Source organism: Pseudomonas sp. No.21, assembly GCF_054558415.1.
Window position 1 is genome coordinate 16,550 of the sequence record NZ_BAAJNO010000009.1, and the last position, 20,563, is coordinate 37,112.

The 20,563-nt window shown below is 67.8% G+C and carries 23 protein-coding genes; 12 read left to right on the plus strand and 11 right to left on the minus strand.

Annotated features, from left to right (window positions below):
* Positions 1 to 100: 100 nt before the first annotated feature.
* The 4 genes from ACYJSS_RS19245 (at position 101) to ACYJSS_RS19260 (ending at position 4,557) form a co-directional block, all read left to right on the plus strand.
* On the plus strand, positions 101 to 607 hold the full coding sequence (locus ACYJSS_RS19245) for a sigma-70 family RNA polymerase sigma factor (RefSeq protein ID WP_236206603.1): 507 nt from the start codon (positions 101 to 103) through the stop codon (positions 605 to 607).
* A complete protein-coding gene (locus tag ACYJSS_RS19250) occupies positions 607 to 1,572 on the plus strand; it encodes a FecR domain-containing protein (protein ID WP_111263938.1) in 966 nt (321 codons plus the stop codon). Before ACYJSS_RS19245 ends, ACYJSS_RS19250 begins: the two co-directional genes overlap by 1 nt.
* A gap of 205 nt (positions 1,573 to 1,777) precedes the next feature.
* Positions 1,778 to 4,243: a TonB-dependent receptor gene (locus tag ACYJSS_RS19255; protein ID WP_111263939.1), complete on the plus strand. Its 2,466-nt coding sequence runs from the start codon at positions 1,778 to 1,780 to the stop codon at positions 4,241 to 4,243.
* Between the two features lie 80 nt (positions 4,244 to 4,323).
* Positions 4,324 to 4,557 (plus strand): zinc ribbon domain-containing protein, encoded by a 234-nt coding sequence (locus ACYJSS_RS19260; protein ID WP_111263940.1) that lies wholly within the window; start codon positions 4,324 to 4,326, stop codon positions 4,555 to 4,557.
* A gap of 493 nt (positions 4,558 to 5,050) precedes the next feature.
* Here the strand turns inward: ACYJSS_RS19260 and ACYJSS_RS19265 are convergent, their stop codons facing one another.
* The gene (locus ACYJSS_RS19265) at positions 5,051 to 5,764 is read right to left on the minus strand and encodes a lipoate--protein ligase family protein (RefSeq protein ID WP_111262944.1); all 714 of its coding nucleotides are present in this window, start codon (positions 5,762 to 5,764) and stop codon (positions 5,051 to 5,053) included.
* 312 nt (positions 5,765 to 6,076) lie between these two features.
* Between ACYJSS_RS19265 and ACYJSS_RS19270 the strand changes: the two genes are divergently transcribed.
* Positions 6,077 to 7,261, plus strand: coding sequence for an HPP family protein (locus ACYJSS_RS19270; protein WP_111262943.1), 1,185 nt, complete (start codon positions 6,077 to 6,079; stop codon positions 7,259 to 7,261).
* A gap of 208 nt (positions 7,262 to 7,469) precedes the next feature.
* Here ACYJSS_RS19270 and ACYJSS_RS19275 read toward each other — a convergent pair whose 3' ends face one another.
* Entirely contained in the window at positions 7,470 to 8,333 is an 864-nt protein-coding gene (locus ACYJSS_RS19275) for a LysR family transcriptional regulator (protein WP_111262942.1), read from the minus strand.
* Positions 8,334 to 8,643: 310 nt separating this feature from the next.
* On the opposite strand from ACYJSS_RS19275, the gene ACYJSS_RS19280 reads away from it, so the two are divergent.
* Positions 8,644 to 9,171, plus strand: a complete 528-nt coding sequence (locus tag ACYJSS_RS19280) for a fimbrial protein (RefSeq protein ID WP_111262941.1) — start codon at positions 8,644 to 8,646, stop codon at positions 9,169 to 9,171.
* A 101-nt stretch (positions 9,172 to 9,272) separates the two neighbouring features.
* Here ACYJSS_RS19280 and ACYJSS_RS19285 read toward each other — a convergent pair whose 3' ends face one another.
* Positions 9,273 to 9,584 (minus strand): hypothetical protein, encoded by a 312-nt coding sequence (locus ACYJSS_RS19285; protein ID WP_111262940.1) that lies wholly within the window; start codon positions 9,582 to 9,584, stop codon positions 9,273 to 9,275.
* An 84-nt stretch (positions 9,585 to 9,668) separates the two neighbouring features.
* On the opposite strand from ACYJSS_RS19285, the gene soxR reads away from it, so the two are divergent.
* The 3 genes from soxR (at position 9,669) to ACYJSS_RS19300 (ending at position 11,583) form a co-directional block, all read left to right on the plus strand.
* Positions 9,669 to 10,142 (plus strand): redox-sensitive transcriptional activator SoxR, encoded by a 474-nt coding sequence (soxR, locus tag ACYJSS_RS19290; protein WP_111262939.1) that lies wholly within the window; start codon positions 9,669 to 9,671, stop codon positions 10,140 to 10,142.
* A 141-nt stretch (positions 10,143 to 10,283) separates the two neighbouring features.
* Complete coding sequence (aroQ, locus tag ACYJSS_RS19295; protein ID WP_111262948.1) at positions 10,284 to 10,724, plus strand: type II 3-dehydroquinate dehydratase; 441 nt, start codon at positions 10,284 to 10,286, stop codon at positions 10,722 to 10,724.
* Positions 10,725 to 10,728: 4 nt separating this feature from the next.
* Positions 10,729 to 11,583: a shikimate dehydrogenase gene (locus tag ACYJSS_RS19300; RefSeq protein WP_111262938.1), complete on the plus strand. Its 855-nt coding sequence runs from the start codon at positions 10,729 to 10,731 to the stop codon at positions 11,581 to 11,583.
* Here the strand turns inward: ACYJSS_RS19300 and ACYJSS_RS19305 are convergent, their stop codons facing one another.
* The 5 genes from ACYJSS_RS19305 to ACYJSS_RS19325 all read right to left on the minus strand — a co-directional run bounded on the left by ACYJSS_RS19305 (position 11,584) and on the right by ACYJSS_RS19325 (position 15,645).
* Positions 11,584 to 12,021, minus strand: a complete 438-nt coding sequence (locus ACYJSS_RS19305) for a YybH family protein (RefSeq protein ID WP_111262937.1) — start codon at positions 12,019 to 12,021, stop codon at positions 11,584 to 11,586.
* 68 nt (positions 12,022 to 12,089) lie between these two features.
* Complete coding sequence (locus ACYJSS_RS19310; protein WP_111262936.1) at positions 12,090 to 13,322, minus strand: RNA polymerase sigma factor; 1,233 nt, start codon at positions 13,320 to 13,322, stop codon at positions 12,090 to 12,092.
* Complete coding sequence (locus ACYJSS_RS19315; RefSeq protein ID WP_111262935.1) at positions 13,322 to 14,071, minus strand: DUF899 domain-containing protein; 750 nt, start codon at positions 14,069 to 14,071, stop codon at positions 13,322 to 13,324. Before ACYJSS_RS19315 ends, ACYJSS_RS19310 begins: the two co-directional genes overlap by 1 nt.
* A gap of 17 nt (positions 14,072 to 14,088) precedes the next feature.
* Positions 14,089 to 14,445: a YciI family protein gene (locus tag ACYJSS_RS19320; RefSeq protein WP_111262934.1), complete on the minus strand. Its 357-nt coding sequence runs from the start codon at positions 14,443 to 14,445 to the stop codon at positions 14,089 to 14,091.
* Between the two features lie 189 nt (positions 14,446 to 14,634).
* Positions 14,635 to 15,645 carry an AraC family transcriptional regulator gene (locus ACYJSS_RS19325; RefSeq protein ID WP_111262933.1) on the minus strand — a complete coding sequence of 337 codons (1,011 nt, stop codon included), beginning with the start codon at positions 15,643 to 15,645 and terminating at the stop codon, positions 14,635 to 14,637.
* 331 nt (positions 15,646 to 15,976) lie between these two features.
* Between ACYJSS_RS19325 and antA the strand changes: the two genes are divergently transcribed.
* From antA to antC, 3 genes are read left to right on the plus strand one after another with little or no spacing between them, the layout of a single operon-like run.
* The gene (gene antA / locus ACYJSS_RS19330; RefSeq protein ID WP_111262932.1) at positions 15,977 to 17,368 is read left to right on the plus strand and encodes an anthranilate 1,2-dioxygenase large subunit; all 1,392 of its coding nucleotides are present in this window, start codon (positions 15,977 to 15,979) and stop codon (positions 17,366 to 17,368) included.
* The gene (gene antB / locus ACYJSS_RS19335; RefSeq protein ID WP_111262931.1) at positions 17,365 to 17,856 is read left to right on the plus strand and encodes an anthranilate 1,2-dioxygenase small subunit; all 492 of its coding nucleotides are present in this window, start codon (positions 17,365 to 17,367) and stop codon (positions 17,854 to 17,856) included. Before antA ends, antB begins: the two co-directional genes overlap by 4 nt.
* Positions 17,857 to 17,874: 18 nt before the next feature.
* Positions 17,875 to 18,894 (plus strand): anthranilate 1,2-dioxygenase electron transfer component AntC, encoded by a 1,020-nt coding sequence (antC, locus tag ACYJSS_RS19340; RefSeq protein WP_111262930.1) that lies wholly within the window; start codon positions 17,875 to 17,877, stop codon positions 18,892 to 18,894.
* Positions 18,895 to 19,044: 150 nt separating this feature from the next.
* On the opposite strand, the gene ACYJSS_RS19345 is transcribed toward antC, so the two are convergent.
* From ACYJSS_RS19345 to ACYJSS_RS19355, 3 genes are all read right to left on the minus strand, one after another.
* The gene (locus ACYJSS_RS19345) at positions 19,045 to 19,401 is read right to left on the minus strand and encodes a hypothetical protein (RefSeq protein WP_111262929.1); all 357 of its coding nucleotides are present in this window, start codon (positions 19,399 to 19,401) and stop codon (positions 19,045 to 19,047) included.
* Between the two features lie 68 nt (positions 19,402 to 19,469).
* Positions 19,470 to 19,844 carry a DUF2388 domain-containing protein gene (locus tag ACYJSS_RS19350; protein ID WP_236206248.1) on the minus strand — a complete coding sequence of 125 codons (375 nt, stop codon included), beginning with the start codon at positions 19,842 to 19,844 and terminating at the stop codon, positions 19,470 to 19,472.
* Positions 19,845 to 19,928: 84 nt separating this feature from the next.
* A complete protein-coding gene (locus tag ACYJSS_RS19355) occupies positions 19,929 to 20,507 on the minus strand; it encodes a cupin domain-containing protein (RefSeq protein WP_111262928.1) in 579 nt (192 codons plus the stop codon).
* Positions 20,508 to 20,563 lie beyond the last annotated feature (56 nt).

Here is a 20,563-nt window from a genome sequence, read left to right on the forward strand (position 1 = left end):
GCCCGCCACGGCGATTGCCAGCTTTCCGGGCGCGAATATAGAATGAGATCAATTCTTATCTACATCCAGGCGCGGGCCGCCCGGACGGACGCAGTAGCCCATGCCGGCAGCCGAACAGACCCTCCACCGTCAGATCCACACTCTCTATAGCGACCATCACGGCTGGCTCCACGCCTGGCTCAGCCGGCGTCTGGGCAACGCCTGGGATGCCGCCGACCTGGCCCATGACACCTTCCTGCGCCTGCTCGGCCGCCAGGCGGGCCGGGACTTCGGCAGCGAACCGCGCGCCCTGCTCACCCACATCGCCAAGGGCCTGGTGATCGACCGCTGGCGGCGGCAGGACATCGAGCAGGCCTACCTGGAAAGCATCGCCCACCTGCCCGAGCCCGAGGTGCCCTCCCCGGAGACCCGGTTGCTGATCCTGGAAAGCCTGTGCCGCATCGAGGCGCTGCTGGCCGGTATGCCCGGGAAGACCCGCCAGGCCTTCCTCCTGTCCCAGCTCGAAGGCCTGGGCTATGCCGAGATCGCCACGCGCCTGGGCGTGTCGCTGGCCAGCGTCAAGCGCTACATGCGCGATGCCTTCCTCGCCTGCCTGAGCGTGGCCTGATGAACCGCATCGACCCGCAGATCCTCGGCGAGGCCGCCGACTGGCTGGTGCAGCTGCATTCCGGCAGCGCCACCGAGGACGACCACCGCGCCATCCAGCAATGGCGCAACCGCAGCCCGCAACATGCCCAGGCCTGGACCCGCGCCGAAAGCATCCTCGGCGACTTCCGCAACCTGCCCGGCAACCTGGCGCTGCAGACCCTGGACCGCGCCGCGCGCAAAGGGCTCGGTCGCCGCCAGGCCATCGCCCGCCTGGGCATGCTGCTGCTCGCCGCGCCGGTCGCCTGGACGGCCTGGCGCCAGCTGCCCTGGCAGGACTGGAGCGCCGACCTGCGCACCGCCACCGGCGAACAGAAAGACCTGCACCTGCCCGATGGCAGCCGCCTGCTGCTCAACACCGCCAGCGCCCTGGACGTGGCCTTCACCGCGACGAGCCGGCGCCTGCGCCTGTTCAGCGGCGAAGTGCTGATCACCACCGCCAGGGACCCGTCCCCCACGCCACGGCCGTTCCTGGTGGAAACGCCCCAGGGCGTCGCCCAGGCGCTGGGCACCCGCTTCGCCCTGCGCCTCGATGGCGCGCGCTGCCGCGTGGCGGTGATGGAAGGCGCGGTACGGATCAGCAACGCCGGGCGTGGCGACTCGCAGGTGATCGAGGCCGGCCGGCAGTCCGCCTTCGAGCGCGACCTCCTGCTGCCCAGCGCGCCCCTCGACCCGGCGGCCAGCGCCTGGGAAACCGGCATGCTGCTGGCCCAGGACATGCGCCTGGCCGAGCTGGTGGGCGAACTGGGGCGCTACCGCCCCGGCGTGCTGCGCTGCCACCCGGGTATCGCCGACCTGCGTGTCTCCGGCGCCTTCCCGCTGCGCGACACCGATGCCAGCCTGCGCCTGCTGCAGGACACCCTGCCCGTCACCCTCACCCGCCTGACCCGCTACTGGGTGACCCTGGAGCCGACGACACCCGCCTGACCGCGCGTCCAGTCAGGCGCCAACCCCCACGGACGCAACGCCCTGCAGGAGGACCGCAGGCCGCTTCACCTCACGGATCGAACCCCCAGGTAGCCGGGGCCCCACGGCCTCTCGGAATTATTTTCAGGCTCCCCTGACACCTTTTTCGATCTCGTCCGGTGTGTTGGATGAACCCCTTTCATCCAAGCGTCGACAGGAAAGCAGCATGACTTCGTGGTCGCCCCAGCAGCGTCGCTCCGCCACCCCACCGGCTCCGCCCCGTCTTCCGTTGCACGCGCTGAGCCTGGCCATCGGCCTCGCTCTTTGCGCGGCACCGTTCGCCCAGCCGGCCCAGGCCGAGGCACTCGCGCAGCAGACCGCCACGCACCAGTACGCCATCGGCCCCGGGCCGCTGGGCCATGTGCTCGCCCAGTTCGCCGCCCAGGCCGGCGTGCCGCTGTCGTTCCAGCAGGGCCTGCTCGATGGCCAGCGAAGCCCCGGCCTGCAAGGCAGCTACGGCGTACAGGACGGCTTCGCGGCGCTGCTCGCCGGCAGCGGCTACCAGCTCGCCAGCAGCGGCAGCGGCTACACCCTGGTGCCGGTGACCAATGACGGAGGCCTGGAGCTGGGCGCGACCACCATCAGCGACAGCGCGCTGCGCGGCGACGGCCTGCCGGAAAGCTACGCCGGCGGCCAGGTGGCACGGGGCGCGCGCATCGGCATGCTGGGCAACCAGGACATGCAGGACGTGCCCTTCAGCTTTTCCAGCTACACCCGCGAGCTGATCGAGAACCGCCAGGCGCAGAACATCGGCGACGTGCTGCGCAGCGACCCGACGGTGCGCCAGTCCTACGGCTTCGGCAACTTCTCCCAGGTGTTCGTGATCCGCGGCTTCGCCCTGTTCAGCGACGACATCTCCTTCAACGGCCTGTACGGCGTGCTGCCCCGGCAGATCATCGCCACCGAGTCGGTGGAGCGCGTCGAGGTGTTCAAAGGCCCCAGCGCCTTCCTCAACGGCGTGTCCCCGGGTGGCAGCGGCATCGGCGGCAATATCAACGTGGTGCCCAAGCGCGCCGAGGACGCGCCCACCCGCAGCCTGACCCTGGATTACGCCAGTGACGACCGCGTCGGCGGCCACGTCGACTTCGGCCAGCGCTTCGGCGAGGACAACCGCTTCGGCGTGCGGGTCAACATGGCCAAGCGTGATGGCGAGACCGCGGTGGACGACGAGCACCAGCACTTCAGCCTGTTCAGCGTCGGCCTCGACTACCGGGGCGACCGCCTGCGCCTGTCCGGCGACTTCGGCTACCAGAAGCAGCGCATCAACGACGGCCGCTCGGTGGTCTACCTGGTCCCCGGCGCCAGCCTGTACAAGACCCCCAAGGTGCCAGATGCCAACCACAGCTACTCCCAGCCCTGGGCCTGGTCGCAGCTGGAAGACACCTACGGCATGCTCAACGCCGAGTACGACCTCAACGACAGCTGGAGCAGCTACCTGACGGTCGGCAGCAAGTACACCCGCGAGAACGGCGTCTACTCCTCCCTCTATGTCAGCGACCCGAGCGGCACCGCCCGTGTCGGCCGCCTATACGCTCCGCGTGATGAGGAAAGCAACAGCGTCAGCAGCGGGCTGCGCGGGCACTTCTATACCGGCGCGGTGAGCCACCAGGTGAACCTCGGGCTGTCCGGCAACTGGCGGGAATACCGCAGCGCCAACCAGTCCACCAGCCTCACCAATCGCCTGCCGGGCAACCTCTACGACCCCTTCCCCAGCCCCGAACCGACGGCAACGCCCAACGGCGACCTGCACCACCCGCGCAAGACGGGTTCCAGCAAAGCGCGCAGCGTGGCGGTCTCCGACACCCTGGGCTTCTTCGATGATCGTGCCCTGCTGACCCTGGGCATTCGTCGCCAGTCCATCGCCACCGATGGCTGGTCCACCGCAGGCGTCCGCACGTCCAACTACGACGACTCGATCACCACCCCCGTCTACGGCCTGGTGGTCAAGGCCACCGACTCGATCTCTCTCTACGCCAACCGTATCGAGGGCCTGGCCCCGGGTCCGATTGCGCCGGCGGCGTCCCTGAATCCCGCCGGCCAGATGTTCGCGCCCTACCGCACCAAGCAGATCGAAGCCGGCATCAAGCTCGACCAGGGCTCCTTCGGCGCACAGTTCAGCATCTATCGAATCGAACAGCCCCAGGGGCTCATCGGCGGCGACGGTTACTACCGGGTGGACGCCCAGCAACGTAACCGGGGCATCGAGTTCAGCGTCTTCGGCGAGCCGCTCACGGGCCTGCGCCTGCTGGCTGGCGGCACGCTGATGGACACCGAACTATCGGGAACCACCAACGGCGCCAACGACGGCAACCGCGCCGTGGGCGTGCCGGAGTTCCAGTACAACCTCAGCGCCGATTGGGATGTGCCCGGTGTGAATGGGCTGGCAGTCAACGCCCTGCTGCAACGCACCGGCGGCCAGTACTACGACACGGGCAATGCCCTGAGCATCCCCGCCTGGACCCGTGTCGACCTGGGCGCGCGCTACACCTTCAGGCTGGACGAGCACGACATCACCCTGCGCGCCGGGCTGGAGAACCTGGCCAACGAGGACTACTGGGAATCCGCCTACGGCGGCTACCTGACCCAGGGCGCGCCGCGCACCCTCAAGGTCTCGGCCACCCTCGACTTCTAGGTGGATGCGACAGGCTGCTGAACCGGGCCACCCACACCTTGTCAGTAGGTCTGCACGATCACTGACAAGGCGTTCCCGACGTGGCCCTCATCGACTGCCCCGAATGCAAACACTCCATCTCCGACCAGGCCCCGAGCTGCCCGCAATGCGGCTACCCGATCAAGGGTGGTGCCAATCCGCGCCTGCTCTCGGAGAGGAGCATCGGCCAGGTGGCCGGCGTGGCGGGCGTCTGGCTCGCCGCGCCCTGGGTGGCCCGTACCCTGGTCGCCGTGGTGCTCATCATCGCCGGCACCCTCGCCTACATCTATCGCTGAACGCCCGATGCCCACCGTAAACGCGACTTTATTGGCGGTGTGTTGCTAGAGGACTTGAGCCCAGCTGATTGCCGAGCTTTGCTGGCGCTTCTGGTTTCGCCCCCCCCCCCCCCGGGCGAGTCCCTTTTCCAATCGTTGAAAAGGAACCAAAAAACTTGCCCCTCCATACGGGTCTGGCTTCGCCAGACTCCCCTCGCTCCATCATCGTTCCAGGGGCACGCCGCGAAGGGCCGTCCCTGGCCCATCGCGGCTCTCGCGACATCCATGTCGCTCACCCCCCTACACGACGATTCACTCGGCCTCCTGGGAAGGGGCGTTTGGCGGCTGCTCCAACGTTCTTCGCTCGACTCCTCACATTGATGTGCGCACCAACTCGCGCGCACGTAGCAGCGGCTCTCGTAGGATGGCGTAGAGCGAAGCGAAACCCATGCGGTGGGTGCACAAGGACGTCCATCAATGTCATTCGCCCACTCTCCCCCGGCTGAAGCCCGGGCTACAGGTCGGTATCGATTCCAGCGGCATCCAGCATCCGCCGGTAGTACCCGGCAAGCTGCCTGCTGGCATCCCAGGCATCGGCGCGGCATTCCTCCAGGGCGATGTGGCTGCCAGCGCGGCAGCGGGTGCCCAGGCCGCACTCGCGATAGAAGGTGTTGACCACCTCCACCATGGCTTCGCGCTGGTTGCCCATGAGGATGGCGCCGTGGGCCAGCACCACGTGGCGACCATCGCTTTGCCGCCGACGCCAGCGCTGGGCGGTGCCCACCAGCTTGCGGCCCTGCAGGTTGACGTTGAAGCGGCCATCGCAGAAGGCGCCCTCCACCTCGCCCAGCCCCGGCTCCAGGCCCAGTTCGGCCAGCCAGTCGCACAGGGGCTGGCACAACCGCAGGTAGGCGGTCTCGATGCGCGTCAGCTCGTTCTCCTCGCGCGGCACCGCATAGGCGAGGGCGACGTTGAGCACCGCCGATGATTGCGGCACCGGCTCGCCCCCGGTGTCGCGCAGGGCGATGGGCCAGCCCTGCTCGAGGCAGGCATGCTGCGCCGTATCGAAAGCCGGCAGGCGGCTCATGCGCCGGGGCATGACCAGCGCCGCGTGCAGCGGTCGCCACAGCAGCAGGCCGCTGTCGTGCTGCCCGTCGTGGATCTTGTCCAGCAGCAGCCGCTCCGCGTCCAACCCTGCGCCCACCGTATGTCGCTGCATAGTCGCCATCGCCTCGAATGCCTGGAGGGAGCCGATGCTACGCCGGCCCCGGGCCCTTGCCCAGGCGAAAGCAGGCGCCTTTGATGCAAATAAATTGCATCGAACGAGCAATATTATTCATTGGCGGCATGCTTGGTGCCGCCCGTAGCATGCGCACCATCTCGCCGCCCGGCTCCGCCCCGTGCGGCAACGATCGCACCACCCTGCTCCTGTTCCATGCCCAGGGATGGCGACCTTCCCGCGCACGCAGTGGGACTCCTCCAGGGCCCCCAAGGGCCCTTTTTTATCGCTCCGAACGGCTCAGGCAACGAAGAGATCACCATGCACGACACCCCGGATGCCCTCTGGCAGCGCTGGCGCAAACGCCTGGCCCCCGCACCGCGCACCGCACAACCCGGTGAGTGGCTGCGCGCGGCGCTGGGCGCCTGCATGGGCCTGGCCCTGTGCTGCATGGCCTGTGGCCATGTCTTCGGCAGCGAGGTCGCACTGCGCCTCGCCGGCCCGCTCGGTGCCAGCTCGCTGCTGGTGTTCGCCGTCGCCTCCAGCCCCCTGGCACAACCCTGGTCGGTGGTGATGGGCAATCTGGTGGCGGCCCTGGTGGGCACGGCCGCCGGACTGTGGATCGACCACTCCGTGCTGGCCGCGACCCTGGGCCTGGCGCTTACCGTATTGACCATGTACGCCCTGCGTTGCCTGCACCCACCGGGCACCGCACTGGCCGTTGCGGTGGCCCTGGGCGGCCCGGCGTTCGAAGCCCAGGGTTTCGCCGTGGTCTGGCCGGTGCTGCTGGGGTCGTGCCTGCTGGTGGCCATGGCCCTGGCGTACAACCGCCTGACCCGCAGTGCCCTGAGCACCGCGACGAGCCAGGCCCGTGTCGGCCAGCACCTGACCGCCGACCCATTGCCCAGCGAGCGCGGCGTGTTTTCCGATGAAGACCTGGACCAGGCGCTGGAGGAGTTCGGCGAGTTCGTCGACATCACCCGCGACGACCTGGAGCGCCTGCTACGCCAGACCGAACGCAACGCATTGCGACGCAGCGTGGGCCAGGTGACGGCCGAGCAGATCATGTCCCGCGACCTGCTCACCGCGACCCCGCAAACCACCCGCGAACAGGCCTGGAAGCTGTTCGAGAAGCACCACATCAAGGCCCTGCCGGTGCTCGACGAGCAGAACCAACTGGTGGGCATCGTCACCCCCGGCGACCTGTTCCGCCACGCCCAGGACGAAACGCCCGGCTCGCTGTTCGGCCGCCTGCGCCACCGGCCCGCCCCGCGCCTGGGCGAGCTCATGACCCGCTCGGTGCGCTGCGTGAGGCGCGGGACCGATATCGGCGTGCTGGTGTCGTTGCTCTCCGACCAGGGCCTGCACTGCCTGCCGGTGCTGGGTGATGACGAGAAGCTGGTGGGCCTGGTGAGCCAGAGCGACCTGATCGGCGGGCTCTACCGCTACTGGCTCAAGGACCTCACTGCCCAGGCTCCGGCCCCCACGCTGAAGGTGGCGAGCTGAGGCTCACGCGGCGCAATCCATGGGATGGGCTTAAGCCCACCGTCCCGTCTGCTCTCGCCGCTTCAGCTTCCTTCGCCCGGTTCTGAGTCGATGTGCGCGGGGTGTGCCTGATGCACGGGGTTCGCTTCGCTCCAACCATCTACGAATTGAAGGTCACCAGCTGACGCCACGTAGCTCGGGCTTCAGCCCGGGAAGGTCCATGCCGGCCTCAGAGCGTGGCTTCCCAGCGCTGCGACCAGTCGATGTCCTCGCTCACCACCTCGCGCAGCACGGCGATGGCCTGCTGCAGCAGCGGCGTGTCCTTGTCGCGTGAATAGACCAGATAGGTCGGGTAGGTGAATTCCGGGGCGCGCTCCACGCGTTCCAGCTGGCCGCCGTCCAGATAGCTCTGCACCACGCGGGTACGGAAATACCCCGAACCGCCGTGGTGGAGGATGAACTGCAGTGCCAGCGGGCCCAGGTTCACCGTCACTGCGGCGCGGGCCTTGTCCGGCAGCGCGGCGTCGTGCTGCTGGCGGAAGGTCGGGCCCCAGTCCACCTGCACGTAGGGCTCGGGGTTGCTGGTGGAGCGGATCAGGATCAACTTCTCCTCCAGCAATTGCTCCACCTGCATGCCCGGCCAGTACTCGGGCTGGTAGACCAGCGCGGCATCCAGCAGGCCCAGCTCCAGCTGCTTCTGCAATTGCTGTCCGGGCGCGACCTCGACGCGTACCGCGTGGGAGGGAATACGTTCGCGCAGGCGGCTCATCCAGCCCAGCAGCAAGGGGTTGCTCAGGCTCTGTTCACCGCCGATGGCGAGCAGGTCGCGGTAGCCCTTGGGCAGCGGCAGGTCGCGCCGTGCGGCCTCCCAGGTCTGCACCAGTTGCGTGGCATGACCGACGAACACCTCGCCTTCGGCCGTCAGCCGCGCTCCGGCACGGTTGCGCACGAAGAGCTTGCAGCCCAGCTGGTTCTCCAGGTTCTGCACCCGCGCGGTGATCGCCGTCTGGGTCACGTGCAGGCGTTCGGCGGCGGCGACGAAGCTGCCGCTGCGGACGATTTCGAGGAAGGTGCGCGCCAGGTCGATGTCCAAGGTACTGACTCGTTGAGAAAGTTTGAGATTTTAGCAAGGGCCAGCCAACGATTCTCAGGTCGGAACCTGCTGAATAGCCACGAAGGCAAACTCCTCGGAACAAGCTTGCTGACGGGGCGACTATTCCTACAACCCACATGGATTGCGGACTCCATTCGACCTGGAAAGCCCTCGTTATCATTGCGCTCGCTCTGCTGAATGCGATCCAGCTCTCATTATCGAGACTGCAGCGCGATTCGGTTCTGGTTCCGACTCTCGAGGTCAACCTTTAATCCGGCGCGTGGAGCCAGGCGCCATCAAGGAGAGATAAATGAAGAAGTTCCTCACCACCAGCGCGGCCCTGGTCGGTTTTGGCCTGAGCAATCTGGCGCTCGCATTCGACGGCACCATCACCATCAAGGGCGAGGTTTCCAGCAGGACCTGTGATATCTCCACCCCTTCCCTCAACCAGACCGTGCAACTGCCGATCGTCTCCCAGAGCTCCCTCTTGGCAGGCCAGAATGCCGGCCTCACCCCGTTCGTGATCGCACTCTCCAACTGCACCCAGGGTTCCAAGGTGAAGGCGCACTTCGAGATAGGCCCGAACGTCGACCCCGCCACCGGTACCCTGAAGAACGAGCTCAGCGGCGCTGACGCCTCCAACGTCGCGGTGCAGCTGTTCAACAAGGAACAGGAGCCCATCAACCTCGCCACCGGCCAGAACAACCTCGAAGAGCTCAGCGGCGCAGGCGGCAACGCCTTCATTGGCCTTTTCGCGGCATACCACGCGCCGCGCGGCGCAGATGCCCTGCCTGGCCAGGTCAGCACCAGCATCACCTACACCATGAGCTACGAGTAAGCCCCTCGGCTCGCCCGGGACTCCCGGGCGAGTCACTCAGGCGACACCCCGCCACGACCTTTCACGCCACTCCACCTTCCCCACACCTTGCGACCGAGCTCTTACGCTCCTTCCTGCGCTTCGAAGCGCACCGCCTTGGCGCCATAGCGCCAGATCGCCTCGCCCAGCAGACGTGCGCTGCAGGAGTCACCCTCCAATGCGGCCTGCGCCGCATCGGCTGAGACCCACCGGCTGCGCTGGATCAACCAGCGGCCATCGGCGCTGGTTTCCAGGCTGGTGGAAAGCAGCCCCACCTGGGACTTGAGACAGGCCGCCAGGCGCACGCCCAGGTTCTCCACCAGAGCTGGCAGGCAGGCCGGGTCGGCCGAGAAATGAATGGATGAAACGACGCCCTGCAATTGCTCGTTGGTCATGCCGAGACTCCTTCTACCGTTGTGCAATGCTGGCGGCGAGGGTAAAACCTCAACTTAACTTGAGGTCAATAGCGGAGGACGAGCATGCCAAAGGTGACGGCGAGCAACATCGGCAAGGCGCTGACAGTGGGCCAAGTGGCCGAGCGCAGCGGCGTGGCGGTGTCCACCCTGCACTTCTACGAAACCAAGGGGCTGATCACCAGCACCCGCAACGCCGGCAACCAGCGCCGCTACCCGCGCGAGGTGCTGCGCCGGGTGGCGGTGATCAAGGTAGCCCAGCGCCTGGGTATCCCGCTGGCCTCCATCCACGCCGCACTGATGACGCTGCCGGAAGGCCGCACGCCCACTGCCGCCGACTGGCATGCGCTGTCGGCGCGCTGGCAGGCCGAGCTGGACGAACGCATTCGCCGCCTCACCCAGTTGCGCGACCAGCTCGACGGCTGCATCGGTTGCGGCTGCCTGACCATGGAGGTCTGCCCCCTGCGCAACCCGGGTGACGAGCTCTCGGATCTCGGCAGCGGCCCGTTGCTGCTGGAGACCGATGACGCATCCGAGTGACCGATTATCGAACGGAATAACCGTTACCCGATTGCCCGCCCGATAGCCTCCGATTGATTAAAGTAACCAGTTAGTACATTTTTCCATTCCAGCCCCGCCCGCGTTCCCGGCTGGGCTCATGACAATGGAGAAATGCCCCTGATGTCCCCCACCCTGCTGGTCCTCAACGGCCCCAACCTGAACCTGCTCGGCACCCGCGAGCCCGCGACCTACGGTCACGAAACCCTCGCCGACATCGATCGGCTATGCCGCGAGACCGGTGCCGCGCTGGGCCTGGAAATCGAGTGCCGCCAGACCAACCACGAAGGCCAGCTGATCGACTGGATCCACCAGGCACGTGGCCGTTGCGCCGGTATCCTGATCAACCCCGGCGCCTGGACCCACACCTCCGTGGCCATCCGCGACGCCCTGGTCGCCAGCGAGCTGCCGGTGATCGAAGTGCACCTCTCCAACGTCCACAAGCGCGAAGCATTCCGCCAGCACTCTTTCGTCTCCGCCATCGCCGTCGGGGTGATCTGCGGCCTGGGCAGCGACGGCTACCGGGCCGGCGTGCAGCATTTCGGCAAGCTGTTGAAGGGTTGACGCCATGACCGCACACGCAAGCGTACTCGCCGGCCTGATCGGCTCCGGCATCCAGGCCTCGCGCACCCCCGCCCTGCACGAGCATGAAGGCGACGCCCAGGGCCTGCGCTACCTCTATCGGCTGATCGACCTCGACCCGCTCCGGCTCGACGTCAGCGCCCTGCCCCAGTTGCTGGAGGCCGCCGAGCGCACCGGCTTCACTGGGCTCAACATCACCTTTCCCTGCAAGCAGGCGGTCATCCCGCTGCTCGACGAGCTTTCCCCCGAGGCCGAGGGCATCGGGGCGGTGAACACCGTGGTGCTGCGCGACGGCCGTCGTGTCGGCCACAACACCGACTGCCTGGGTTTTGCCGAAGGCTTCCGCCGTGGGCTGGGCGATGTCGAACGCCGCCAGGTGGTGCAGATGGGGGCCGGGGGGGCCGGCGCTGCAGTGGCCCATGCCCTGCTCGCCGAGGGCGTCGGCCAGTTGCAGGTATTCGACGTCGACGCCGAGCGCGCCCAGGCCCTGGCGAGCAGCCTGGAGCGACGCTTCGGCGCCGGCCGCGCCCGCGCCGGTGACGACCTGCCCGGCGCGCTCGCGGATGCGGACGGCCTGGTCAACACCACGCCCATGGGCATGGCCAAGCTGCCGGGCACGCCGGTGCCCGCCGCACTGCTGCGCCCTGCGCTGTGGGTCGCCGAAATCGTCTACTTCCCGCTGGAGACCCAGCTGCTCAGGGACGCCCGGGCCCTCGGCTGTCGCACATTGGATGGCGGCACCATGGCGGTGTTCCAGGCTGTCAAGGCCTTCGAACTGTTCAGTGGCGCCAAGGCCGATGCCCAGCGCATGCTCGACCACTTCCGCAGCCTGGGTGCCTGATCAGGGTTCCAGGTCGAACAGCGCCTGGCCGCTTTCCATGTCGAAGGGCGCGGAAAAGTGGTCATGGACGATGCGCCACTGCCCGCCGATGCGCTGGTAGCCGCAGGTGACGCGCATCCAGCTGCGCTGTTCGACCCCGTCGGCGTTGGTGCCGCCACACAGGCAGAGGAAATGGGCGAAGCCGACATCACCGCCGGCGCGTATCGTCACGTGCTGCGGATCGAAGATCGAAGCGCCCTGGCACATCTCCATGCAATAGGCCCAATGCGCGCCATAGGCCTCACGGCCGACGAACTGCAGCCGCAGGATGGCGTCATAGGCCACCACCTCCTGGGCGTAGAAGCCGAGAATGCGCGCGACGTCCTTGCTGCGTACCGCCTCGGCCCAGTCGCCCAGCAGGGCATGCAGTTGCTCGACGGCCTGTTCGTTGCTGCTCATGGTGCTTCTCCTGTGCTCGTAGCCCGGGCCTCAGCCCCGGTTCCCGTGCCTGCCACGGGTGATTCCCGTCACGGCGCCAACTCCGCCAGGCGCCGTTCGATGAAGCGCCGCTCGGTGTCCTGGCGGGTCAGTCCCAGCGCCACCTGGTAGGCGGCCCGTGCCTCGGCGCGGCGCCCCAGGCGACGGTAGAGATCGGCGCGGGCCGAGTGCGCCAGCTGGTAATCACGCAGCTCCCCGCGTTCGAGAATGGCCTCGATCAGCGCCAGCCCGGCTTCCGGCCCCTGGTGCATGGCCACCGCCACCGCGCGGTTGAGTTCGATCACCGGTGAGCCGATGCCGCGCTGCAGCACGCCGTAGAGCGCGACGATCTGCGCCCAGTCGGTGGCCTCGGGCGTGGCGGCGCTGGCGTGCACGGCGGAAATGGCCGCCTGCAAGGTGTACATGCCGATACGCCGCGAGGCCAGGGCGCGCTCCACCAGGGCGCAACCCTCGTCGATCTGCTGGCGGTTCCACAGCGCACGGTCCTGGTCCTCCAGCAACACCAGCTCGCCATCGGCGCCGGTGCGGGCCTGGCGCCGCGAATCGTGCAGCAGCATCAGCGCCAGCAGCCCCATGACCTCCGAATCCGGCAGCAGCTCCAGCAGCAGGCGCCCCAGGCGGATGGCCTCGGCCGACAGGTCGGCGCGGGTCAGCGAATCCCCGGAGGTGGCCGAGTAACCCTCGTTGAACACCAGGTAGATGACTCGCAGCACGTTATCCAGCCGCTCCGGCAGCTCGGCCATGGCCGGCACCTGGTAGGGAATCCGCGCGTCGCGGATCTTCGCCTTGGCGCGGACGATGCGCTGGGCGATGGTCGAGGGCGTGGCGAGAAAGGCCCGGGCGATCTCCTCGGTCTTCAGGTCGCAGACCTCGCGCAGGGTCAGCGGCACCTGGGCGTCCGCCGGCAGCGCCGGGTGGCAGCAGGTGAAGATCAGGCGCAGGCGGTCGTCTTCCACGTCCTCGATCTCCCCGGGCTCGTCGCGCTCCAGCTCGATGATCAACTGCGCCTGGCGTGCATCGAAACGGGCACGCCGACGCAGCGCGTCGATGGCCTTGAAACGCCCGGCAGACACCAGCCAGGCGCGCGGGTTGGCCGGCACGCCGTCGACCGGCCACTGCTCCACGGCGGCGATGAAGGCGTCGTGCAACGCCTCCTCGGCCAGCTCGAAATCACCCAGCAGGCGGATCAACGTCGCCAGCACCCGGCGTGACTCCTCGCGGTAGACCGCCTCCACCCGCTGGCGGGCCTGCAACGCCGCCATCAGTCGCCCCCGGCCTTGGCTGAGCAGCAGTCATGCCGTGGCCCGGCGCCTTCATAGCGGTCATGGTGGCGCACCCAGTCCATGATCTCGTCCTCGTCACGGCCCTTAGGCAGCAAGTCGAGCACGTTGTAGGTGCCCACCAGCATGTCCAGCCCGCGCGCATAGGTGGAATAGGTGTGGAACACCTCCCCCGACGGCAGGCGGAAGAACACGCTGAGGCCGGGCATTTCCTCCCCGGGGTCGCGGCTGGTGTCGTAGTTGTAGCGCGCGGTGCCGGCGGCGATCGCCTCGGGCGTGGCGGCGACGCCGAAGTCGGCGTTGAAATCACAGCCGTGGGAAGACACCCACTTGAACTGCCAGCCCATGCGCCGCTTGAAGCCCTGGAACTCCTGCCAGGGCGCGCGGGAAACGGCCACCAGGCTGACGTCGTGATGGGCCAGGTGCAGGTTGGCGCCGTCGAAATGATCGGCGAGGAAGGAACAGCCATCGCACCCCTCCTTCCACCCCGGGCCGAACATGAAGTGGTAGACCACCAGGGTGCTGCGGCCGGCGAACAGTTGATCGAGCGTCTCCTGTCCCGTGGGGCCTTCGAAGCGGTAGGCGTCGCTCACCCGCTCCCAGGGCAGCTCGCGGCGCGCGGCGCTGAGCTCGTCACGCAGGCGGGTGAAGGCCTTCTCCTTGCGCAGCAGTTCCTTGCGGGCCACCAGCCACTGCTCGTGGTCGACGACGGGATGCGATTCGATCTTCATCGGGGGTTCCTCCTGGTTCAGAGCCTGGGCAGTTCCTTGATCGGGCGGATCTCGATGCAGCCCAGGCGGGCCGGCGGGATCTTCGCGGCGATCTGGATGGCCTCGTTGAGGTCCTTGGCATCGATCAGGTAGAAGCCGCCCAGTTGCTCGCGGGTCTCGGCGAAGGGGCCGTCGGTGATCGACAGCTTGTCGCCCTGCAGGCGCAACGTGGTGGCGGTCTGAGTGGACTGCAGCGCCTCGGCGGCGATGTACTGGCCGCTGCGTTGCAGGCGCTGCTCGTAGTCCATGCAGTGGCCGACGATGGATTCGAACTGCTCGGCGGGCATGGAATCGAGCACGGCCTCGTCGAAATAGATCAGGCACAGGTACTTCATCGTTCGCTCCTTGTTGATGGGCTTGCATCCCTAGTCGAACGGGGGACGACCGGATCGACAGGCCGGAAGAAAAAAGTCGTCCAAGCATAGACAGGGATGATCCACCCACCCTCGCCCGCGCCTTCGAACGATTGGTGCTAAGCCGCACACGCCCTATAACGCCCCGCCTGCGCGGGCCGGCCGGGCAGGCTATGCGAAGGGTTCGCGACGACGCGACTCGGCCCGCTGCAGCGTGGCGCTCGGCGTCTCGCCGAACAGCTTGCGGTACTCCACCGAGAACCGCCCGAGGTGGCCGAAGCCCCACCCCATGGCGATCACCGAGATGTTGCGGGCGGAGCGGTCTTCCAGGATCTCCTGGCGCACCGCGCCGAGGCGGTGCTTCTTCAGGTAGGCCATGGGCGATGCGCCGTAGTACTTGCGAAAGGCTTCGAACAGCTTGAAACGCGACACACCGGCGGCGCTTTCCACATCCTCCAGGCGCAACGCCTCGCGGGCGTGGCTGTGGATGTAATCGCGTGCTCGCACCAGGTAGTGCGGGACCTTGAGCCCCAGCACCTGGCGCAGCTCCTCGGAGTAGTTGCTCGGCTGGGCCAGGATCAGCCCCTTGAGCAACGCGCTCTCCAGGTCACGGCTGAACAGCGGCTGGCCGTAGAGCCCGCCATGCTCCATCTCGTCGAGGATATGCCGGGCCATGCGCCACCAGGAGGCGGCGGCACCCTCCACCGCATCCATCAGCGGCTCGAAACGCAACGGCTCCTCCACCGGCCGTTGCAGCATGCCCTCCAGCACTTCGCGCATCGCGGCACGGGTGATCACCACCTGCAGCTTGCGGCAGTCGCCGGTGATGCTCAGCTCCTGGCTGCGATTGGGCGCGACGATCACCGCCTGGTCGCGGTCCGAGCGCAGCAGCGCCCCGTCGCAGCGCAACTCCTGCTCACCGCACAGGGGCAGGCTCAGGCTGTAGCTGTTGAAGCCCTCGACATCGGCCACGGCCACCGTCACGTCGGTGCCGTATTCGATGATGCCGAGGGTGGTGGACATCGACCGCAGCACGTTGCCGCTGTGGTGGAAGCGGATCCGGTTGGGGCGGCTGGCATCGAGCTGGTGCGGCCCGCAGATGCCCGCCATCCAGGAGCGGGCACCAGCCAGGTCGAAACGATCGGCACGGAGATCACGGAAATGCGATTCGGGCGGGTTCATCACGGGCACTCTCAAGGCTGTTGTTCCGCGCGCTCTGCCGGCGCGTCGTCGTCCGGGGACGCAAGCACCATGCCACGCATGCCCGGCAAAGCCCACCCGCTCGCTATCCGGACAGCATTCGCCAACTTTGCGGACAGCCACCGGCACGCGCAGCTGCCCGCCACGCCCCGCGCGATCCGGAGGCCGCCCCACGCTGGGTAGCGACTACCCAACGGGTGTTACGCCACCCGGAATAAACGGATCGCCTTCCTCGACAAAGCGGATAGACCGGCCGGCGCGGCGCTCCGTTAAATGAGCCGACCGATTCGCCCGATGTGACAGGTACAGGTGCATGAACAACGACAAGAGCGTCACGCAGTGGAAAGACTTCATCAGCGGCTGCCTGGACTTCCGTCCGGCCGAGGGCGTGTTCCGCATCGCCCGGGAGATGTTCACCGAGCCGCAGCTCTTCGACCTGGAGATGGAACTGATCTTCGAGAAGAACTGGATCTACGCCTGCCACGAGAGCGAGATCGCCAACCCCAACGACTTCATCACCCTGCGCGCCGGCCGCCAGCCGATGATCGTCACCCGTGACGCCAGCGGCCAGTTGCATGCGCTGATCAACGCCTGCCAGCACCGGGGCGCCACCCTCACCCGCGTCGGCCGGGGCAACCAGTCCACCTTCACCTGCCCCTTCCATGCCTGGTGCTACAAGAACGACGGCCGCCTTGTGAAGGTGAAGGCGCCGGGCGAATACCCCGAGGATTTCGACAAGGCCACGCGCGGCCTGAAGAAGGCGCGCATCGCCAGCTACAAGGGTTTCGTCTTCATCAGCCTGGATGTCGGGGCCAGCGATTCCCTGGAGGACTTCCTCGGCGACGCCCGGGTGTTCCTCGACATGATGGTCGCGCAGTCCCCCACCGGGGAGCTGGAGGTGCTGCCGGGCCGTTCCACCTACAGCTACGACGGCAACTGGAAGCTGCAGAACGAGAACGGCCTGGACGGCTATCACGTCAGCACCGTGCACTACAACTACGTGGCCACGGTGCAGCACCGCCAGCAGGTCAACGCCGACCGCGGTGATACCGGCGGCACCCTCGACTACAGCAAGCTGGGCGCTGGCGACGCCGCCACCGACGATGGCTGGTTCTCCTTCGAGAACGGCCACAGCGTGCTGTTCAGCGACATGCCCAACCCGACGGTGCGCCCCGGCTACGCCACGGTGATGCCGCGCCTGGTGGCGGAGTACGGCCAGGCCCGCGCGGAGTGGATGATGCACCGCCTGCGCAACCTGAACCTCTACCCCAGCCTGTTCTTCATGGACCAGATCAGCTCGCAGCTGCGCATCGTGCGCCCGGTAGCCTGGAACCGCACCGAGGTCATCAGCCAGTGCATCGGCGTGAAGGGCGAGTCCGACGCCGACCGCGAAAGCCGCATCCGCCAGTTCGAGGACTTCTTCAACGTCTCGGGCATGGGCACGCCGGACGACCTGGTGGAATTCCGCGAGGCCCAGCGCGGCTTCGAGGCCCGCCTGGAGCGCTGGAGCGACATCTCCCGGGGCCATGATCGCTGGGTCCGCGGCGCCACACCGCACAGCGAGACCCTCGGCATCGCCCCGGTGCTCACCGGCACCGAATTCACCCATGAAGGCCTCTACGTCAACCAGCACGGCAACTGGCAGCGCTTCCTGCTCCAGGGGCTGGAGCGCAAGGCCCTGGCACTCAAGGAGGTGCAGGCATGAGCCCGCAGCTGCAGTACCGCATCGAGCAGTTCCTCTATCGCAAGTGCGAGCTGTGCGACGCCCAGGACTGGGACGCCTACCTCGACCTGTTCAGCGAGGACAGCGAATTCCACCTGCCGCAATGGGACAGCGAGCACAGCTACACCACCGATCCCCGCCGGGGCATGTCGCTGATCTACTACGCCAGCCGCGCGGGGCTGGAAGACCGGGTGTTCCGCATCCGCACCGGCAAGGCGGCCTCCACCATCCCCATGCCGCGCACCCTGCACGGCATCGGCAACCTGCGCATCGCCGAACGCGAGGACGGGCAGCTGGAAGTCAGGGCCAACTGGCACACGCTGTTCCACCGCCTGGGCCGGAGCGAGCAGTTCTTCGGCCACGCCACCTACCACCTGCGGGCCGAGGGCGACAGCTGGAAGATCACCCGCAAGCACGTGGTGCTGCTCAACGACACCATCAATTCGGTGCTGGATTTCTATCACCTCTGAGCCAACGGAAGCCGCAGCATGAACCACAAGGTCGCCATCAGCTTCGCCGACGGCAAAACCCATTTCTTCCCCATCAAGGGCGGCGAACTGCTCCTCGACGCCGCCCTGCGCAACGGCATCAACATCCCGCTGGACTGCCGCGAAGGCGTCTGCGGCACCTGCATGGGCCGCTGCGAATCCGGCCAATACAGCCTCGACTACGTCGACGAGGAAGCGCTCTCGCCCAGCGACCTGCAACAGCGCAAGGTGCTCGCCTGCCAGACCCGCGTGCGCTCCGACGCCGCCTTCTACTTCGATTTCGACTCCACGCTGTGCAGCGCCAGCGGCACCCGCGCGGTGCAGGCCTGGGTCAGCGAGGTGGAGTTGCTTTCCGCCAGCACCGCCCTGCTCCACCTGGAGGCTGGCGGCGACAGCCCGCTGGATTTCCTTCCCGGCCAGTACGCCCGGCTGCAGGTACCGGGCACCGAGGCGCATCGCGCCTATTCGTTCGCCAACCGGCCGAATGCGCAGAACCGCCTGCTGTTCCTCATCCGCCTGCTGCCCGGCGGTGTGATGAGCGACTACCTGAGGGAGCGCTGCCAGGCCGGGGATGAAATCCGCCTCGAGGCGCCGCTGGGCGCCTTCTACCTGCGCCAGGTCGAACGGCCCCTGGTGCTGGTGGCCGGCGGCACCGGGCTCTCCGCCTTCCTCGGCATGCTCGACGAGCTCGCCGAACGCGGCTGCGACCAGCCGGTGCGGCTCTATCACGGTGTGCGCCAGCCGGCCGACCTCTGCGAGCTGGCACGCATCAGGGGCTACGCCGAACGCATCCCGGGCTTCACCTTCATCCCGGTGGTCAGCGACGCCGCGCCGGGCTGGGACGGCAAGCGCGGCTACGTGAGCGAGCACCTGGACCCTGAACACCTGCGCGCGGCCCCGTTCGACATGTACCTGTGCGGCCCGCCGCCCATGATCGAGTCGATGAAGGCCTGGCTCCAGGAAAACGCCCTCGATGGCAACCCGCTGTACCTGGAGAAATTCACCGAAAGCGGCACCTGATTGATCCCGCCATCGGCGGCAGAGCCATCGAGTGGCCCCTCCTTCGCTGGGGGTGACGGTGCAAACGCGAACCTCCACCCCACCCCGTCATCCCCGCACGCGCGCGGGCCCACTAAAAATGAAGCCCCGCATCAGCGGGGCTTCCTTGCTCTACCAGCGGCGCGGGCCACCCCCGTGCCAGTGGCGCGGCGGGCCGTAATAGGGGCCGGGACCGTAGTAGACGGGCTGGGCGACCACCGGCGGGTAGTACACGGGCTGCGCCGGGTAGTAGTACACCGGCGGCGGAGGGGGCGGCGGTGCGTAGACCACCGGGGGTGGCGCCACGTACACGGGCGCGGGTTGTACATACACCGGGGCCGGGCGGGACGCGACGATGGCACCGCCGACGACGGCCCCGACCACCGCCCCGATCACTGCGGGGCCGGCATCATGCCCGTGGGCCGAAGCCTGGCCGGCCAGGGCGGCGGCTCCCAGCAGCAGGGCAACCTGGGGCAAACGACGAAACATGACTCCTCCTGCGCCCGGCTAGGGAATGGACCGGGACGCAAGATCAGACAACGGCGCGAAATCACGGATCACCGCCGCTGGGTAAAGGTTGTGTAAGGACGACGAATGGCAGGCTCAGGGCCCGCCGCAAGCGCCTGCGCCCACGCCATGTCGCCCGTGGCCGAGCCCTCGCGCAGCGACCCGAGCGCCTGCTCCAGGTGCGCCCCCCGGATCGCCCCGGCGGAGGCGACGAAGGCCAGGGCGTCCTCGCGGGCACGCCCCAGCTGCAACTGCTTCTCGTCGCTGCTGAGGTCGGTGGAGGCGATGACGCTGATCATCGGCGAGACCATCGTCATGGAGAACGCGGCCTCGAAGGCATTGGGCGGCTCCTTGCCGGTGGACGGCGGCTCGGCCGCGCAGACGGTCGAGACCAGCAACGCCGGCAGCAGGGTCCTGGGCGACATGGGCTTCCCTCCTCGGCCCCTCTGGCGGGGCGATGGCCGAGCCTGCACCGGCGGCCGCTGTCGCGTAAAGAGCCCGCGCGCCGCTCAGGCCGAGCGCCAGGCACGGGTCAGCGCGCCGTCGCGTCCGGTCAGCGGATCGGCCACCGGCGTCGGCACCTGGGCGATGCGCCGTACCGATGCCAGGTAGCGATCGGTGCCCGCTCGCTGGATGTCATAGGCCTCCTGCCCACGCGGATAGGCCCCCACCACCAGGAAGTCCTCGCTGGCCTCCAGGCAGCAGTGCCCGGTGCCTGCCGGCAACACCAGCACGTCACCGGCGCGCACCCTGACCTCCCGGCCGTTTTCGCCACCGAGCATCAGCCGCGCGCTGCCGGCGGCGACACCCAAGGCTTCATGGGCACTGGCGTGGTAGTGGTGGTAGTCGAACACCCCGTCGCGCCACAGAGGTGCCCAGCGATGGGCGGCGAAGCGCTTCTCGAAGGCTTCGGCACGGTCCACTTGCCCCGGCAGGGCGGCACGATAGAGCAGGACGGGGAAGCGGCTGTTGGGCGTGCGTCCATCGCCCTCGAAGAACAGCAGCTCGGGCTCGGCGTGTCCCACCCGGGCGGCGACGTAGGCGCGCCGTGCAGGCTCGGTGGCGAAGCGGGTCAGGCTGGCTGGCATCTCTCGGTCCTCCGACTCGGTGTATCTGAGCGTTGGAAAAACCGTCGGCGCCGGTG

Bases quoted from the DNA above. Each gene is read 5' to 3' on its own strand.
- ACYJSS_RS19245 (WP_236206603.1), top strand. From the start codon at position 101: ATGCCGGCAGCCGAACAGACCCTCCACCGTCAGATCCACACTCTCTAT.
- ACYJSS_RS19250 (WP_111263938.1), top strand. From the start codon at position 607: ATGAACCGCATCGACCCGCAGATCCTCGGCGAGGCCGCCGACTGGCTG.
- ACYJSS_RS19255 (WP_111263939.1), top strand. From the start codon at position 1,778: ATGACTTCGTGGTCGCCCCAGCAGCGTCGCTCCGCCACCCCACCGGCT.
- ACYJSS_RS19265 (WP_111262944.1), bottom strand. From the start codon at position 5,764: ATGGCGACTATGCAGCGACATACGGTGGGCGCAGGGTTGGACGCGGAG.
- ACYJSS_RS19270 (WP_111262943.1), top strand. From the start codon at position 6,077: ATGCACGACACCCCGGATGCCCTCTGGCAGCGCTGGCGCAAACGCCTG.
- ACYJSS_RS19280 (WP_111262941.1), top strand. From the start codon at position 8,644: ATGAAGAAGTTCCTCACCACCAGCGCGGCCCTGGTCGGTTTTGGCCTG.
- ACYJSS_RS19285 (WP_111262940.1), bottom strand. From the start codon at position 9,584: ATGACCAACGAGCAATTGCAGGGCGTCGTTTCATCCATTCATTTCTCG.
- soxR (WP_111262939.1), top strand. From the start codon at position 9,669: ATGCCAAAGGTGACGGCGAGCAACATCGGCAAGGCGCTGACAGTGGGC.
- aroQ (WP_111262948.1), top strand. From the start codon at position 10,284: ATGTCCCCCACCCTGCTGGTCCTCAACGGCCCCAACCTGAACCTGCTC.
- ACYJSS_RS19300 (WP_111262938.1), top strand. From the start codon at position 10,729: ATGACCGCACACGCAAGCGTACTCGCCGGCCTGATCGGCTCCGGCATC.
- ACYJSS_RS19305 (WP_111262937.1), bottom strand. From the start codon at position 12,021: ATGAGCAGCAACGAACAGGCCGTCGAGCAACTGCATGCCCTGCTGGGC.
- ACYJSS_RS19310 (WP_111262936.1), bottom strand. From the start codon at position 13,322: ATGGCGGCGTTGCAGGCCCGCCAGCGGGTGGAGGCGGTCTACCGCGAG.
- ACYJSS_RS19315 (WP_111262935.1), bottom strand. From the start codon at position 14,071: ATGAAGATCGAATCGCATCCCGTCGTCGACCACGAGCAGTGGCTGGTG.
- ACYJSS_RS19320 (WP_111262934.1), bottom strand. From the start codon at position 14,445: ATGAAGTACCTGTGCCTGATCTATTTCGACGAGGCCGTGCTCGATTCC.
- ACYJSS_RS19325 (WP_111262933.1), bottom strand. From the start codon at position 15,645: ATGAACCCGCCCGAATCGCATTTCCGTGATCTCCGTGCCGATCGTTTC.
- antA (WP_111262932.1), top strand. From the start codon at position 15,977: ATGAACAACGACAAGAGCGTCACGCAGTGGAAAGACTTCATCAGCGGC.
- antB (WP_111262931.1), top strand. From the start codon at position 17,365: ATGAGCCCGCAGCTGCAGTACCGCATCGAGCAGTTCCTCTATCGCAAG.
- antC (WP_111262930.1), top strand. From the start codon at position 17,875: ATGAACCACAAGGTCGCCATCAGCTTCGCCGACGGCAAAACCCATTTC.
- ACYJSS_RS19345 (WP_111262929.1), bottom strand. From the start codon at position 19,401: ATGTTTCGTCGTTTGCCCCAGGTTGCCCTGCTGCTGGGAGCCGCCGCC.
- ACYJSS_RS19350 (WP_236206248.1), bottom strand. From the start codon at position 19,844: ATGTCGCCCAGGACCCTGCTGCCGGCGTTGCTGGTCTCGACCGTCTGC.
- ACYJSS_RS19355 (WP_111262928.1), bottom strand. From the start codon at position 20,507: ATGCCAGCCAGCCTGACCCGCTTCGCCACCGAGCCTGCACGGCGCGCC.